This is a genomic window from Alistipes sp. CAG:268, from assembly GCA_000434235.1.
GTDB classification, from domain to species: domain Bacteria; phylum Bacteroidota; class Bacteroidia; order Bacteroidales; family Rikenellaceae; genus Alistipes; species Alistipes avistercoris.
Genome location: FR891964.1, coordinates 1 through 15204 on the forward strand (window position 1 = coordinate 1; position 15204 = coordinate 15204).

Genomic DNA, 15204 nt, shown 5'->3' on the forward strand with positions numbered 1-15204 from the left:
CCGGTGATTCAGAGAATAAAACGCCGTGCGGATGTCTGTCAATCGTTGCCGGTTACCTATGGACGCCGAGGTAACGATACGGGTAACGGTCTGGTAACAGATGTCTCTCTACAATATGCGGTGGACTGCTTCCTCAAAAATGGAAAATCGGCTCATTCCAAACCGGTTACGTTGCTGTTGCCGCCAGCTGCAAAATGCCGTTCGGGCATGTTTTTCACACATTGCACGTCACACCTTCGCAGTCATGGCATTGAACCGGGGTGTCACTATTCACATGATAAGTCGATTGTTGGGACATTCTTCCATTATTACGACTGAGAAAGTTTATGCAGAATTCCTGCCTGACACAATCACAGAAGAAGTAAAAACCAAACTTTCATTTGGATATATGCCATCATCATTTTGAGGCATAATTCCAAGCAAAGGCTTCCTGATGAGTCTTGGTTAGAAAGAGGTTCAGGTCATCGGCTGAGTAAAAGAATTTATCGCCTGCTTGGCTATAACCAAGCCATCCATTATCACGGTATTTTTTCAGTGTTTTAGAGTTTACATGCAACAACTCTAACATCTCATTGTTGGTATAGCAAGGTTTCTGCGAAGCCTTGTTCTTGCAATCTTGTGCAGTGCCCAGTTCCTCCTGCACCACTTTTCTGATTAGCTTTTCAAATTCATCTTTGTTAAAATTAATTGAAAACATTTTTCATTATAATATTTCTTCTTATTTCTATTCGCTCAAGCAACGCTTGCCCTCTTTTTCAGCAGGTCAGAGTACCCCATCGAGGTTTTTGTAATTGTACATTTTTTAAAATTAAAAACCAAATTATTTATATATTCTTTAATAATTTGACACGGCTCCAATATAGATTGGATTACAAAACAGACTCCATTGCAGTCTAATATACATACTGATATATAGCACATTAACACGCATAAGCACCCTTAACTAAAGCTGTCAGAGATAGGTGTACTAGATGAGGGTACCGTTGCTTGCATATCGCATAGATATATTTTTATAAAAAATAAAATCAACTTTTCTTGCCTTTCGCTCTTGACTTTTTAAGCATTCATACTATTTATTTATATAAAGGATTTAATAATTATAAAAAAAATAAATAAGTATGAATAAAAACTACAAGCGTCAATACAGAGAGTTGGATGACGAGACGAAAAAGAAAATAAGTCAATCACTAAAAGGGAGAAGTAAAAGTTACAGCCATGTACAAAATATATCAAAAGGGCTAAAAAGTTATTGGCAAAATGTGCCGTCCAAAAATAAGAGTGTAGAATCTGATAAAGCGGATGGCATCATGTAAGTTAGGTACAACCATTATTGATGAATTGAGGCTCTGCTATGTGGCGGAGCCTTCATTGCTTAACCAATTACGTTGTTGCAAAATTACAGAGCGCATTGACTTCACGGATTTCTATATTATTCGTGTCAGCAGCCGTTATTTCCATTTTACATTTCACTTATGCCAAGATCAAGAAGGGCAAAAACAGTTTGCAACGCTGAATTTTGACCGCATAGGAGATGTCGCAAGTAATTATATATGGTACCGCCCTGAAAATTGGGTATTATATGATGCTGAGAGCCTAAAATATACATTGTCAATTCCTCAATCTTTTGGATTGGTATTCAACAATATCACAGCGTTGGATTTGGCAAAAGATTTCAAAAGAAATATCACCAATCTAATCAGGCGCTATTATAAAGATAAGAACATAACGACTATTGTCAATGGAAAAGCAATCCGCGACAGGAAGCAATCTATCCCTGAATTCCACATATCATTTGAAGTGAGTTTAGACCGATTGAAAAATCCAACTTTTTACGCAAAACAACGGAAATCACTACATGATAAAACAAAGGGAATTTGTGTATGCTGCTATAATAAAATAGCTGAAATCAAGAATGTGAGCAACAAGGATTATATCTTAGATTATTATAATCATCCCCAAAATCTGCACAGGCTTGAAGTCCATCAGAATTCCAATGAAATACGAGACTATTGTAATGCTCGCCACATCACACAATGCACGGATTTAATTTTCAATCAGGATTTTTTAACAGATATGTTTTATTATCATCTTGCGTCAGTAATACGGTTTTCTCGAGGACGCCAAAAGCTTAATTGGCAAGATATATTAATGTAATGGCAGGACTATATAACAACCACCCCTGCCATTGCATCTATTTTTGGTTTATTTTTCTATAAATCAGAAAAATAATTACAAGAATAGTCATGCAATTTTATTCATGTAATTTTATTGATGAAAAAAAATATATATTGTAATAAAAATTATTACATTTATGAAAAATAAAATTATATGAATGAATTAAAAGTTCAACAAATTATAAATCAAAGAAATATATCTGTTAGACAATTTGCTGAAATGCTTGGCATTACCCGTGAACATTGTTATCATGTTTTACGGGGTGAGAATGTCAGTAAAAAGCAATTGGAGAATATGTCTCGCGTACTCAATCTTCCAATTAGAGACTTATATAGAACTCCTGAGGAGATTGCATCAGAATATGATCCCTATACAATAGAATTTGGACGAACGGAGCATTATAAAGCATCAGACATAGTAACATTCTCAAAATTATCAGGTAAATATGGGGCTCTTTCAAACATGAGCACAGCCTTTCCCATCAATTTATTCGGGCACCATTGTTATACATCTGAACATCTTTTTATTGCCTTAAGATTTTCAGGACACCCAGACATCCAACAAAAAGTATTGGAGTATAAAAACAGCATGTGGTGCAAAAAGACATTCATTAACTCTAAGGAATATGAATCATACCAACATCCTCATTGGAGAGACAACTATTTTGATATAGAGGTAATGAAATATATTATCAATCTAAAATATCAACAAAACGAAGGATTCAGAGTTCTACTCAATGAGACAAAGGGAAAAATCATTGTTGAAGATACAACCATGCAAAACTCTTCCAACTCCGCCCTGAGATGGGGGTGTCAGGACCTTCAAAAACGAGATTTAATCAAACTAACCAGAAAAGATATAAAGGCCTTTATTTCAGAGACTCTGAATAAAGAAAAGAAGAAACAGGCCACATTAAAAAAGCCTCGGGCTGAAACTGCCCAGAAGCGACAGGAACAGAAACAGAAAAAATGGGAAGCAATAGTGGAGAAGGTGCAAAATGTATACGAACAAACACTATTGGAACATTGCCATTATACGTTGTCAGGGGAGAATGCTTTTGGGAAAATCCTGACCGTTATCCGAGACCAAGGATACATTGATTATCATTTGGATTACCCGCTGTGTTTTTTTGAACATGAAATAAAATAACTGTATTAAATTCAAGTATGTGCTAAAATAATATCTGCCACCGTTTCTGATGGCAGATATTTTTGTTCTATATTATCTTTTTATTTTAAAATAGCTTTATCTGCAAATTTATAGAGTTTGCGAATAGTCATGATTGAAGTTCCTGTAATGGCGTTAATCTGCCTCAACGAAAGCCCCTTTCTTAACAAGGAAATTTCTTTTGAATACTGTGCCTTCATTTGCTCATCTGTTTTCTTATAGGTTGATGGGCGTCCCATCTTAATGCCCTCTTTACGACATTTGGCAATATACTGCTCTCTACCACTAGCCATACGTTCCCGAATAGTCAGGCGTTCCATTTGAGCAATTTCAAGCAGGATGGTACAAATCAAAGAAGCAATGGGGTTGATTTTCCCTTTGATAAGCGTTTCAAGGTTGTAGTTTTTTACATAGAGGCATATTCCAATTTCATTGAAGAGTTGGATGACCTTCAAGGCTTCAAGTGTATTTCTGCCCAATCTTGAAATTTCCAAGACACATACTCGATCAATAGAGTGCGTTTTGACATACTCCACCATCTCCATGATTTCGGGACGCTCCTCATTTTTCTTGGCGCCACTGACCTTGTTGGCAAAGACCCTTTCAATATTCCATCTCTGCTGCTGGCAATATACCGTCAACTCATTCACCTGTCTATTGTAGTCTTGGCTATTTGTAGAAACACGACAAAATAGTACAACCCTCATGTTATTGAATGTTATAAAGTTTCTTTACCTGCTTTACATAATCTGAGGTCCGTTCTACGGCATGGTCAATTACATTAACCAATTGGTCAAAGTATACATCCTCAATAACACTGATGATGGTCATGTCATTCCCGCAGAGCTCTATATCAAACAGGTCTTTTCCCTCATTATATTTGACAAACACCCAGCCTTTGTATTTAAAACCATCTACTTTAAAAGCCAATCCCTTGTCATCAGGAAGTGCCGTGGGGCGATGAAAGCCCCACGAAAACACTACCATCAATTGTGTACGGAGTATTGAAAGAATGTAGTCAGCCATAATTGCCTATTTTTAGAAGACCTTGACAATAGACTCCCATCTCAAAGAGCGCCAAGCCCCTTTCTCAATATCAAAGTAGGCGGTTGTGCTGTACAACTCACGGCTGCAACCATTGCCATTGGTGTACTTGCGAGCCACAGCCGCATTGGTTGTACCAAATGCCTCTCTCACTGTCCCGTCTTTCTTGATAAAGATGAAGTGAGCAACTCCGCTGCGCAGCTTCTCTTTCAAAGACTCAATCATCATAGCCTTCGCACCTGCTACCAAAAGATTCTGCGTGCGTGCTGCAATAACCTCCATCCGAGTAGCCGTCATTTCAGTAATAATCAAAGTGTTCATATTGTTGTAAGATTTTTTATTACACATTCAATAATTTCTGCGATATTTGGCAGGGTCCCAATTCCACCCCATCAATTTATACAGGCTTTCCACTGCATGAAAATGAGAGCAACATCCCATGACTTTTTTACCTTCAGCATCCCAAATTCCCCAACCGCTGCCCGAGCGACTGATGTGATATTTTCTTGCCTGTGCCATACTCTTTGTCTCTTTTCTACAATACAAAAATATGGATTATATTTAATATATCCAAATTTTAACATGAGAAAATATGGATTATTTTGATTATTTTCCACTTTTTTCTAACTTTGTTAGAAATATCATTTATTGAAATGAATAAACAGGAACGAACGGTCATTCACCTTGAACTGAACGGGCAGCACCACTACTTTGGGAGCATCAAGGCTTTATGCGATAATTTTGGCAAGGAAGAGATAGGAATTACTTATAAAAGCCTTGCCAACTACGGCATTACGCCAGAAAAACCCTTCACAAACAAATATTGCATCATCCGAAAAGGCACGCTCATTACCGCACCCAAAGCAGAATAAAGAAGATGGCAGACGTTGATATAAAAGAAAATGAGATTTTAAAGTTAGATAGGCGGATTCTATCTCTCTTGCTTAAAGATAACAGTTCTAAAAAGAATATCATTTGGGCGACAGATAACTATGTATCTATGGGCGTAGGGTTTGAACCTACGGCTGAAATGACCATTGATGCCATTACAGGAGACAATGGATTGATGATTCGTCCTCGCATAGCCAAATCCAAAGAGGAACAAATATGTAGAGTTCGAGATAAGGCAGAGGTTTTTACGCCTGCGTGGATGTGTAATTGCCAAAATAATCTGATTGACAATGCTTGGTTTGGGGAGGAAGGAATTTTCAATAGTGAGCTTGTGTATCTAGCGCCAATGCTGGAGGACAAAAACGAAGCAATCAAATTAGTATTGTTGATAATCACAGTGCGTTTGGACGTTCACGCGTAGCGTTGAAGGCTTTTGAAACTGAAAGAGAAGCGCAAAACTTCTTTAAATATGCTACGAGTGAAATTATTCGTTTTGCCTTCCTACTAACTGACGAGTCTCTGACTTCTTTAGCTAAGAAAGTTCCTGACCTTATTGATTATAGCGACACTAATGGACTTGTTAACTATAATGAAGATGTGAACTTACAGCTCTACAAACTCTTTGGTATTGATGAGAAGAATCAGCAATACATTAAGGAAGTGCTTGCAGCAAAGGCATAATTAATCAATAGAAAAACCAAATAACACTCTGCTCCGAATAGAATTGAAGCAACCTCTTGAGCTGATATAAACCTGAAACCTCAATGAATGTTACATATATTATAGGGAATGGCTTTGACCTGAATCTTGGCTTAAAAACAAGATATCAGAATTTTTATGATTACTACATGACAAAAACGAGCCCTAACTCTCAGGTGGAATTATTGAAAGATACTATAAAGCAAGATGGATATGAACTATGGTCTGACTTGGAGATCGGATTGGGGAGAATATCAGCCAAGTATGAAACCTCTGATGATTTTATGGTTGCTCTTGCTGATATTTCAGATCATTTGCGTAAATATATAACTGAGATAAACAATAGTGTTCGGATTGGATTGTATGATACAAAACGTTTCCGCAAAGATTTATGTTATCCAAGTAAGTATTTGGTTGAGGCAGATAGGACTATCTTAAAGACTTTCTGTCTGAGATTTGCGAGTTCATGGGATGTAAATATTATTTCGTTCAATTACACGGATACAATCATGAGGATCCTTGCCAATGCTGATAGTAAGGTTCAGGCACAAATAGGCGTTAATGAATTCAATATGCCTGTGTTTGTGGGCTCTATCCAATATGTACATGGAATGTATGATGATACCATACTCTTGGGCGTAAATGATAGCGAGCAGATAAGGAAAACTGAATTCCGAAATCATGTTGATTTGGTGGAAATGTTTGTTAAACCCAAAGCAAATGATGCGATTGGAGAACTTACAGACAACAAATGTCATGCACTCCTAAAAGACTCTCAATTGATATGTATATTTGGGCATTCAATGGGAGAAACTGATAAGATATGGTGGGAGCGAATTAAAGAGATCCTTACGACCCGAGATTGTCGTCTCATTATTTTTATATACAATGATAAGATTAACATAAAAAATCAAAGGTTCCGCCGTCAAGCTATCAAAAGAGACCTAATGGAAAAGTTGGATTGGAAGGGTGATATGGTTGGCAAGGTGTACATCGGACTGAATACCGATATTTTTAACCTGAAAAAAAGCTTGTAGCGTCTTAAAATAAAAAGATAATCTATCACAAAAATATCTGCCATCCATAGCGGGTGGCAGATATTATTTTAGCACAGTTAAGATTTTAGCACAATTTATGCTATATGCTTACATTCATCAATGTATGTGAGTAATTCTGAAGATTTGTCTTCTATTGATTCTAGAAATGATATAAAATAAGGTATCCATACAGATGGATTCTCTCTATATGCATTACCATCATCTGATACTACATATTCAAAAAAGACAGATTGGAGCCAGAGATTATTCATTATATTGGGAACTGGATAATGTCTCATAAAATTATTGATATTATCTTTTATGTGTTCTCGTAAAGTAACTCTAAGATTTAACTTCTCTTGAAAATTAAATTGGTTCGCATAATACCAAAAGTCTTCATCAAAAGAATCATAGGAGCCGCCATTATCTATATAAGTAGCCCAATATAGCTTAAAAATATTTATCTCCTTTACTTCTGGCTCCGATGTATAAGACAACAATTTAATATACATCTCTCTATTAGACAAATAAAGGGCTAACTTTCTTTGAAGTATATCCAATGACTCTCTTTTAAGAATCATGTTATCAAAGAAAAATGTTCCAATAGCATCACGTAATATAATACAACTTGTTGAATCAGAATAAATAAGATCCAAACCTGGTGATGGGATAAACTCTGTGTAATCTCTATCCATCCGCAGAGATTTAGTATACGAAATCGGAACTATATTTAAAATAGCCTCCAAAAAATTCATCCAATCCTTTTGGGTCTCACATTTGAAATTAGCGATTAATCGAGACAAAGCAAATCTGTCATTACTCCCATACCAATTCTTAAGGTCTTGAATAAATATTTCCTTCCCAGCGTTAAAACTATTGATAAACTTTTTTCTTCCAATCAATCTTGTGTCAAAATTTCTATTAAAATACAATGGGTGAGAATTAACATATTTCATTCTTGCAATACCCTCCCTATTATCAAACAATTCTTCCAATATTCGATATGATAGGTCTATATTGTATTCTCCTATATCCCTTTTTAGTCTCTGTTCTTTATATTCATCATCAGTTAATTCTATTGAATCCGTAACATATTCTTTACCCTTATTTATAGAATATACCCTTCCATTATTCTTTATGGATGCGTAAAGATTATATTTTTGTCGTGGATTAAGAGTTGATAAAAAGTTATATGCGTTTAAATTAATCATTCCTAGATATTGAACCAGAATATAATCTAATAGATCAACCAATATTTCCCCATCCTCGTCTTTTAGATCTGATATTCCACATTGAATACCTGAGATTAACCGTTTTGCATTTCTAAGAGATATTTTGTTCTCGATTACCCACATGAATTTTCCTATAATTGCATTTATATCACCATCAAGCAAAAGAGAGGCAGACATTTCTCTTTTTACCAGATTAATTTGCTGTTCCTCACTTATAGTGGGTAAAGGATAGATTATATTGAATATTTTCTCCAAATATCCATCATCAATACCTAAAGACCTAAAACATTGGCTGATATATATTGGATCATAGGCTACTATAAAGAATGTATTCTTGAAATTAGCAACATTTCTAATTAGTTTTAATATATGCAATAATTCATCTTTAGTGATCCGATCTAGATCATCTACTTGAACAATTATAATCTTATCAAGATGAGATATTCTATCACTTACAGTATCAAATAGCTCTTCTGTTTGTTTGGTCTTATTTCTAAAAAGGAAAGAAACTATCTTAGATAAATATGAAAGATCTGCATCAACAATTGCTTTGGAATAATCTCTTAACTCCATTTTTATGGAGATATCATCAATACTATTTGCAATAGTGTTAAGAAGGTTCTTGGCAATATTTTCGTAGTTTCCCATCCATACATTGATTCGCACCAGTATTACGTTGTTACTTTGGGAAGCTGCTACTCTCATCATATTCAGATAAGAGGTTTTTCCCTTACCCCACTCTCCTTGTAAGCCAATAACAACAGCCCCTTTTTCCGCTTTAGACTTATTTTGAGTTATGATCTTCAATAGATTTTTAGCATCATTAAAATATCCAAACAGATCATCGCCTTCAGACTCAATAGGATTATTATCTGAAATTTGGTTCTCAGAAATTTGTGCTGTGCATTCCTTCGATAACCACCAGATATGCCGATTAAGAACAACAAGTACTACTAACAGAACGTCTGTATATTTTATTGGACCAAATAACGACGCATAATACCAATCATCGTGTTTTATTATATCAAGTCTGAATATGAGATATAAAATAGCTATACATACGCTATTCAATAAGTAATCACCATTATATATCTTGATCTTACTAGAAAGCAGAATACATGCAATTATTACAAGAATAATATACAATATTTTTGTTCCAATATATTCATAGTTTAAAAGAGTCAGATGATTACATATGAATGCATCTATCTGGCTCTTAAATAAGAATATAACAAAAAGTATCGTAACCCAGAATAGAATGTATTTAACTTTCTTAATCATATAAATATAGATTTAGGTTCTTCAACCTATTTGGGCTTAATCTAAGCCTACACCTGAAACGTAAACTTCTATAACAAAAATAACATATTTTTTAGTTGAATACAAAGTGAACATAGGAAATCATATAAATATCAAAATAACATCCAAGTTTACAGCACATATTTATAATCCTATGAAAATCATTTTATACTAATCCCTTAATCTTCTAAATTTTATTGAAAAAGCTAAGCGAAAAGAACGAAAAATAAACTTCCTATTAACAATCTAAATTAAGCATTTATTTAATATAAATAATTGATAATAAGCAATTATAATACATCTTCAACGAGGAAGAATATTAGTGCGATTTTAAGCACGAAAACAACTATTAAATCCCTGTCAATCAGTAAGATTGACGGGGATTTAATTTGTTTGGACAATGGCGTTTGACCGCTTCAAATGGCGTGGTTTATTTGGATAAAATACGTTTTTCTGAGGAGAAATCGGTCATCCTGTTTATGGGAAAGACTGCAATGGGTGAGAAGTCTTACCTGCCTCGGGGCTCCGAAATAGATCTTGACAGGAATCTGTTCCCGGACGAATAAAAACGCTCATCGGCAGGCTAACCTGCCGGTGAATTAACAAATAAATTGATATATTTGCAAAATTTTTGAGAGGTCTGAAGACTTACACCAGACACACTAATGAAATATTTCCTATTGTATATAAATGCAATATAGGTTAATCTGTTTTTTATGGTTAAATGTTTTTCTATATTTAAAGGTATATATACTGGTATCTTTATCAGCGTTTTGTCTTTATCTTTCTTTTCTTGTTCTTCCGAATTTCAGGATAATCTCCAGGATAGGGATGACGGATATCTGGATATCGTTTTTTTCAATGTGGAGACAAGGGCTGACCTTGCAAATGATGGTTCCGGAAGTTTTACAGAGGGCGATAAAGTTGGGCTTTACCTTCAAGGGGATAAAGGTCTTTCTTATCGAGAACTTACATATTCGGGAGGACAGTGGATTCCTCGTCTAAAGCGTAATGATTTTGGTGAAGGACCATTATCATTGTCTGCTCATTATCCGGCAACTGGAGAACAACAGAATCCAGAGACTTATCAGCTGAATATAGCATTAGACCAGACTGGAGATGATTTTTATAATTCAGATTTGCTGTTTTCAAAAACAGTCGTCGAATCAGGTGTATACAAAGCTGATATGAATTTCGGGCATGCACTTCACAGAATCAGGATCTTTCTCTCTGGCAGTATGACTTCGCCAGAGGTTAAAGTCAGGAGTCTGACACAGGGCTATTTCAATCTACTTACCGGTGAGGCCGAAGTAAGAGGAACCGATTTCAGATGGATTACCCCATCCAAGGATGGAGAAGGAAATTTTGCCGCTGTGATTATTCCCCAAAGTGCGATTCCTTACAAGAACGATGACGGACTTCTGCAGATCGTTGCAGAAGGTAAGACAACGTATTTCAAAGCTCCTGAAAAGACAGAAGAGAACAATGACCTTACATTTTTCGAGTCTGGAAAGCAGATCTCGATAAACCTTACTCTGAGACCGGGCGATCCTGAACTTGCAGGAAAAACATTGTGGGTATATGGATTGAATGTGCCTGATTTCCCAGGTAAGGAGAACCTTCCTACATATAAGCTCGGTAACAAGTATGGTTTGCCAGAAGGTCAGTGGCTCAGATATGACAATCGTTACTATGAGGAGCAATATCTCACATGGGCTGAAGGATGTGGCTGGTATGACTGCAACAAGTCACATGGAAACTATGAAGACGATTCCCAAATGTGCTGGGCGGCATCGGCATCAAATGTAGTGTCATGGTGGATGTGCATGAATAAAGAATACCTTGCTGCATACGATGTAGATTATGGCTCTTCGGTGACGACTGGTTCAGGTACTTTCGAGCGGCCGTCCTATGCTTTCAAACCGCTTTACCCTGACGGGGTTGGCAACTGGGACGGTTCTCTTCCGGAACCAGATTATGTCACAGTCAACAGATCGGAAGTTTTCCAGTTCTTCAAAGATCATTTCCCGAATTTTGGCAACGATGATCCTAAAGGAGTTGAATGGTTTTTTACCGGGGCTTATCTTGGTGGCGATATCAATGGGTTTAAAGGATTCCTTCCGGAAGTATTCACGAAAAATAATGCTTTGACGGCAAGGTCCTCACACAAACCAGATAGAGAGCAGTTCAATACATTTGTTACAGATGCCCTCCTCAACAAGAGGGCTATCGGTCTAAATGTGTTTGATGTTGCCGGCCCCAAGACTGGAAATCATGCTATGACAGCCTGGGGAGTCGAATATGATGAAGCAGGAGATATTGCCTATATATACTATTGCGATAACAACTTTGCGGAACAAGATCCTAATGGTGCAGTGATTATCAGACAGCAGATAGTATATGCTGTCGATGATTACGGGAATGAATGTACTTATCTACAGCAGTTAAAACCGGAGGATCCGGATACTAGAGTGGGAAAATTCCTGATTACCTCTGTATTTTCTGCTGATCTGGGTAGAGATATATGGAAAAGTAAATATCCGAATGTAGTTGTAGAAAAATAACACTTAGTTTTCCCTTAAAAATGTCTTCATCTACTGGTATTCAGTTGTTTAATCTATAAGAGTCTTTGATAAATCTGCAAGATACTGTGTGAGAACAATATCCCTCAAAAGCGGGCTTTTTTAGGGGCAACTATATAATATGCACTCGGATTGTCTCAGACCGTGTCAGACGGTGATGTTTGTTTGCGCAAATTTTATTGATTGTAATATAATATATTGATCATCTGTATAGATAAATTTCTTCAACGAGGAAGAATATTAATGCGTTTTTAAGCGCGGGAACGACTACCAACTCCCCGTCAATCCAATTGTTTGTTTGGGCAACGGTGTCTTGTGTCTCAAGAAATGAATATTACCGATCAATTTATCGTTTTTCGGAGACTCCGTTGTCTAACAGAGTAGAAATCTGAAATCATGATGGAACAGAAGAAACAGGTATTCTCCCGATTGGTAGAAAAGCACAAGACTGTTGTCTATACCGTCTGCTATATGCTTTCCGGAAGCAGAGAGGAGGCGGAAGACCTCTTTCAGGATGTGCTGGTCTGGCTCTGGAAAGGATATGACACATTCCGCGGAGAGTCAGATTCAGGGCCTGGATCTACCGCATAAGTCTCAACACCTGCATCAACGGACAGAAGAGAAAGAAAAAGGAAAGTACTCAAGGCCTGCGACGACATCATCGACCAGCTGAAAGAGAAGCCATGACGGAGCCATCCGTCGGGCGGTGACAAATCGGGCAGGAGGGAAACGAAGCCGTTTCCCTTCTGCTTTTCCAGCATACCGAAGGTCAGCCCGTGCCCGGGGTAAAGGCCGCAAGAAGGGGCGGAAACGGAGGTCGAACCGAAGGGTGCCATGCTTTTTTTGCCCGGAAATATGGCGGTTACGGGATTTTTACGCATCTTTAACGGCCGAAAAAAGTGCAATACAGACCCATCAAACCGCAGAAGGATGCAATCGATACTGATCGTGGAGGATGAAAAGCGGGTGGCCGACCTGCTGAAAACGGGGCTCGAGGAGAACGGCTACCGGGTGACGGTGGCCTACGACGGGGCCATGGGCCTGCGCCTCTTCCGGGCACAGCCGTTCCAGCTGGTCGTCTCGGATGTCGTGCTGCCCCGCATGGACGGATTCGAACTCTGCCGGGAGATCCGCAGGATCCATGCCGGCGTGCCGATTCTGATGCTCACGGCGCTGGGCACGACCGACGACAAACTGGACGGCTTCGACGCCGGGGCCGACGACTACATGGTCAAACCGTTCGACTTCCGCGAGCTGACTGCGCGGATCCGGGCCCTGCTCAAGCGACAGAGGGACGCCGAGCCTGCACCGCAGGAGTCGCTCCGCTGTGCCGACCTGCGCATCGACACGGTCCGCAAGGAGGTATGGCGCGGCGACACGCCCATACGGCTCTCGCCCAAAGAGTACCGGCTGCTGGTCTATCTGGCCGAACACGCCGGGAGAGTCGTCGGCCGCACGGAGATCGCCGAACAGGTATGGGAGACACACTTCGACACCGGGACGAACTTCATCGACGTCTACATCAACTACCTGCGCAAGAAGGTGGACCGCGATTTCGAGCCCCGCCTGATCCACACCCGCCCCGGCATGGGTTTCATCCTGACCGACAAGCCATGAAGATCCGCACCGCCCTCACGCTGAAGAACACCCTGGCCACGGCCGCCGTCTTCCTTGCCTGTCTGGCGGCCGTCTATCTGGTCAGCGAACACACGCGCAGCCGGACCTTCTACCATACCCTCCAAAGCGAGGCGGTCACCAAGGCACATCTCTTCCTGCAGGGCCGGGTCGATGCACGGACCATGCAGGAGATCTACCTCAACAACCGCAACTTCATCGACGAGGTCGAGGTGGCGGTCTACTCGGCCAATGCCCGCATGCTCTACCACGACGCCATCCGCAGCGACATCGTCAAGGAGGATTCGGCGATGATCGCCCGAATCCGCGACCTGCACCGGATCGAGTTCCGCGTCGGGAAATACCAGGCCATCGGGATGCTCTACCGCTTCGGAGGGGAGGACTACATCGTAACGGCGGCAGCCTACGACCGCTACGGACACGCCAATCTGGCCCAACTGCGGATGACGCTCGCCACCCTGCTCCTGATCGGCGTGCTGCTGCTCTTCGCAACCGGCTATCTGCTGGCCCGAGCCGCCCTGCAGCCGATGCGCGGCATCGTGCAGCAGGCCGGGGCGATCACCGCCTCGCGGATCGACCGGCGCCTTCCCGTGAAGAACGCCCGGGACGAACTGGGCGAGCTGGCACTGGCGTTCAACGACCTGCTCGCACGGCTCGAAACCTCGTTCCATGCCCAGAAACAGTTTGTCAGCAACGTCTCGCACGAACTGCGGACCCCGCTGGCGGCGCTCATCGCCGAACTGGACCTCGCCCTGCAGAAGGAGCGGAGCGGCGAGCACTACCGCCGGGCAATGGGACGCGCGCTGCAGGACGCCCGCCGCATGACCCGCCTGATCGACGGACTGCTCAACCTGGCCAAGGCCGACTACCGGCAGGAGCAGATCAAGATGGAGGAGATCCGCCTCGACGAACTGCTGCTCGACGTGCGGTCGCTCATCCTCAGGGCCCACCCCGACTACCGCATCGAACTGCTTTTCGAACAGGAGGAGGCCGACGACGAACGCATGATCACCGTCGAGGGCAATCTCCACCTGCTCACCATCGCCTTTACCAACCTGATCGAGAACAACTGCAAATACTCCGGCGACCGCCTCTCATGCGTCCACATCTCCTACTGGGACCAATGGGCGATCCTCCGCTTCTCGGATGCCGGGGTCGGCATGACCGAGGAGGAGCTGCGCAACCTCTTCACGCTCTTCTACCGGGGCGGACAGGAGTCGATGGCCGAGGGGCACGGCATCGGGATGGCGCTGGCCCGGAAGATCGTCCAGCTCCACCGGGGGCGGATCGCCGTCCATTCCGAGGCGGGCCAGGGCACGACCTTCGTTGTCGAGTTGCCGCACGTGTAAACGGGCGGGAGGGCGACACAGGCTCCGTCCCGGACGTAAACAGCAAGCAGACAGCCGAGTACGGCGTTCTAAGGATTTTCTAATACCGTTCTAA

The 15204-nt window shown here is 40.7% G+C and carries 19 protein-coding genes; 13 read left to right on the forward strand and 6 right to left on the reverse strand.

The window, feature by feature from the left end:
- Together QZL63_RS11740 and QZL63_RS00205 are read left to right on the forward strand one after the other, a co-directional pair.
- On the forward strand, positions 1-318 hold a 318-nt coding region (locus tag QZL63_RS11740; protein WP_441293883.1), incomplete at its 5' end, for a hypothetical protein.
- On the forward strand, positions 245-406 hold the full coding sequence (locus QZL63_RS00205) for a hypothetical protein (protein ID WP_441293882.1): 162 nt from the start codon (positions 245-247) through the stop codon (positions 404-406). The genes QZL63_RS11740 and QZL63_RS00205, both read left to right, overlap by 74 nt.
- On the opposite strand, the gene QZL63_RS00210 is transcribed toward QZL63_RS00205, so the two are convergent.
- The gene (locus QZL63_RS00210; RefSeq protein WP_290585014.1) at positions 398-697 is read right to left on the reverse strand and encodes a DNA-binding protein; all 300 of its coding nucleotides are present in this window, start codon (positions 695-697) and stop codon (positions 398-400) included. The two genes, QZL63_RS00205 and QZL63_RS00210, sit on opposite strands and share 9 nt — an antisense overlap.
- A gap of 421 nt (positions 698-1118) precedes the next feature.
- Between QZL63_RS00210 and QZL63_RS00215 the strand changes: the two genes are divergently transcribed.
- The 3 genes from QZL63_RS00215 (at position 1119) to QZL63_RS00225 (ending at position 3324) form a co-directional block, all read left to right on the forward strand.
- A complete protein-coding gene (locus QZL63_RS00215) occupies positions 1119-1313 on the forward strand; it encodes a hypothetical protein (protein ID WP_022307344.1) in 195 nt (64 codons plus the stop codon).
- Positions 1300-2154, forward strand: a complete 855-nt coding sequence (locus tag QZL63_RS00220; RefSeq protein ID WP_022307345.1) for a hypothetical protein — start codon at positions 1300-1302, stop codon at positions 2152-2154. The genes QZL63_RS00215 and QZL63_RS00220 overlap by 14 nt, the downstream gene beginning before the upstream one ends.
- 174 nt (positions 2155-2328) lie before the next feature.
- Positions 2329-3324: an NADAR domain-containing protein gene (locus QZL63_RS00225; RefSeq protein WP_022307346.1), complete on the forward strand. Its 996-nt coding sequence runs from the start codon at positions 2329-2331 to the stop codon at positions 3322-3324.
- 80 nt (positions 3325-3404) lie between these two features.
- Here QZL63_RS00225 and QZL63_RS00230 read toward each other — a convergent pair whose 3' ends face one another.
- Genes QZL63_RS00230 through QZL63_RS00245 form a run of 4 tightly spaced genes read right to left on the reverse strand, consistent with a single transcriptional unit; the run spans position 3405 to position 4905 of the window.
- Positions 3405-4049: a recombinase family protein gene (locus tag QZL63_RS00230; protein ID WP_022307347.1), complete on the reverse strand. Its 645-nt coding sequence runs from the start codon at positions 4047-4049 to the stop codon at positions 3405-3407.
- A 1-nt stretch (position 4050) separates the two neighbouring features.
- Complete coding sequence (locus QZL63_RS00235) at positions 4051-4368, reverse strand: hypothetical protein (RefSeq protein WP_290585018.1); 318 nt, start codon at positions 4366-4368, stop codon at positions 4051-4053.
- A gap of 12 nt (positions 4369-4380) precedes the next feature.
- Positions 4381-4707: an SH3 beta-barrel fold-containing protein gene (locus tag QZL63_RS00240; protein ID WP_022307349.1), complete on the reverse strand. Its 327-nt coding sequence runs from the start codon at positions 4705-4707 to the stop codon at positions 4381-4383.
- A gap of 27 nt (positions 4708-4734) precedes the next feature.
- The gene (locus QZL63_RS00245) at positions 4735-4905 is read right to left on the reverse strand and encodes a hypothetical protein (RefSeq protein WP_290585034.1); all 171 of its coding nucleotides are present in this window, start codon (positions 4903-4905) and stop codon (positions 4735-4737) included.
- 134 nt (positions 4906-5039) lie between these two features.
- Here QZL63_RS00245 and QZL63_RS00250 point away from each other — a divergent pair, with 134 nt between their 5' ends.
- The 4 genes from QZL63_RS00250 to QZL63_RS00265 all read left to right on the forward strand — a co-directional run bounded on the left by QZL63_RS00250 (position 5040) and on the right by QZL63_RS00265 (position 7013).
- A complete protein-coding gene (locus QZL63_RS00250; RefSeq protein ID WP_022307350.1) occupies positions 5040-5258 on the forward strand; it encodes a hypothetical protein in 219 nt (72 codons plus the stop codon).
- Positions 5259-5263: 5 nt separating this feature from the next.
- Positions 5264-5698, forward strand: a complete 435-nt coding sequence (locus QZL63_RS00255) for a hypothetical protein (RefSeq protein WP_290585045.1) — start codon at positions 5264-5266, stop codon at positions 5696-5698.
- Between the two features lie 2 nt (positions 5699-5700).
- Positions 5701-5958, forward strand: a complete 258-nt coding sequence (locus QZL63_RS00260) for a hypothetical protein (RefSeq protein ID WP_290585064.1) — start codon at positions 5701-5703, stop codon at positions 5956-5958.
- Positions 5959-6041: 83 nt separating this feature from the next.
- Entirely contained in the window at positions 6042-7013 is a 972-nt protein-coding gene (locus QZL63_RS00265; protein ID WP_022307351.1) for a bacteriophage abortive infection AbiH family protein, read from the forward strand.
- Positions 7014-7108: 95 nt separating this feature from the next.
- Here the strand turns inward: QZL63_RS00265 and QZL63_RS00270 are convergent, their stop codons facing one another.
- Complete coding sequence (locus QZL63_RS00270; protein WP_022307352.1) at positions 7109-9526, reverse strand: KAP family P-loop NTPase fold protein; 2418 nt, start codon at positions 9524-9526, stop codon at positions 7109-7111.
- A gap of 734 nt (positions 9527-10260) precedes the next feature.
- On the opposite strand from QZL63_RS00270, the gene QZL63_RS00275 reads away from it, so the two are divergent.
- The 4 genes from QZL63_RS00275 to QZL63_RS00290 all read left to right on the forward strand — a co-directional run bounded on the left by QZL63_RS00275 (position 10261) and on the right by QZL63_RS00290 (position 15110).
- Positions 10261-12108 (forward strand): IdeS/Mac family cysteine endopeptidase, encoded by a 1848-nt coding sequence (locus QZL63_RS00275; protein ID WP_022307353.1) that lies wholly within the window; start codon positions 10261-10263, stop codon positions 12106-12108.
- A gap of 414 nt (positions 12109-12522) precedes the next feature.
- Positions 12523-12717 carry an RNA polymerase sigma factor gene (locus tag QZL63_RS00280; protein WP_290585081.1) on the forward strand — a complete coding sequence of 65 codons (195 nt, stop codon included), beginning with the start codon at positions 12523-12525 and terminating at the stop codon, positions 12715-12717.
- 339 nt (positions 12718-13056) lie between these two features.
- Positions 13057-13743 (forward strand): response regulator transcription factor, encoded by a 687-nt coding sequence (locus QZL63_RS00285; protein WP_022307355.1) that lies wholly within the window; start codon positions 13057-13059, stop codon positions 13741-13743.
- The gene (locus QZL63_RS00290; RefSeq protein WP_022307356.1) at positions 13740-15110 is read left to right on the forward strand and encodes a HAMP domain-containing sensor histidine kinase; all 1371 of its coding nucleotides are present in this window, start codon (positions 13740-13742) and stop codon (positions 15108-15110) included. Before QZL63_RS00285 ends, QZL63_RS00290 begins: the two co-directional genes overlap by 4 nt.
- Positions 15111-15204 lie beyond the last annotated feature (94 nt).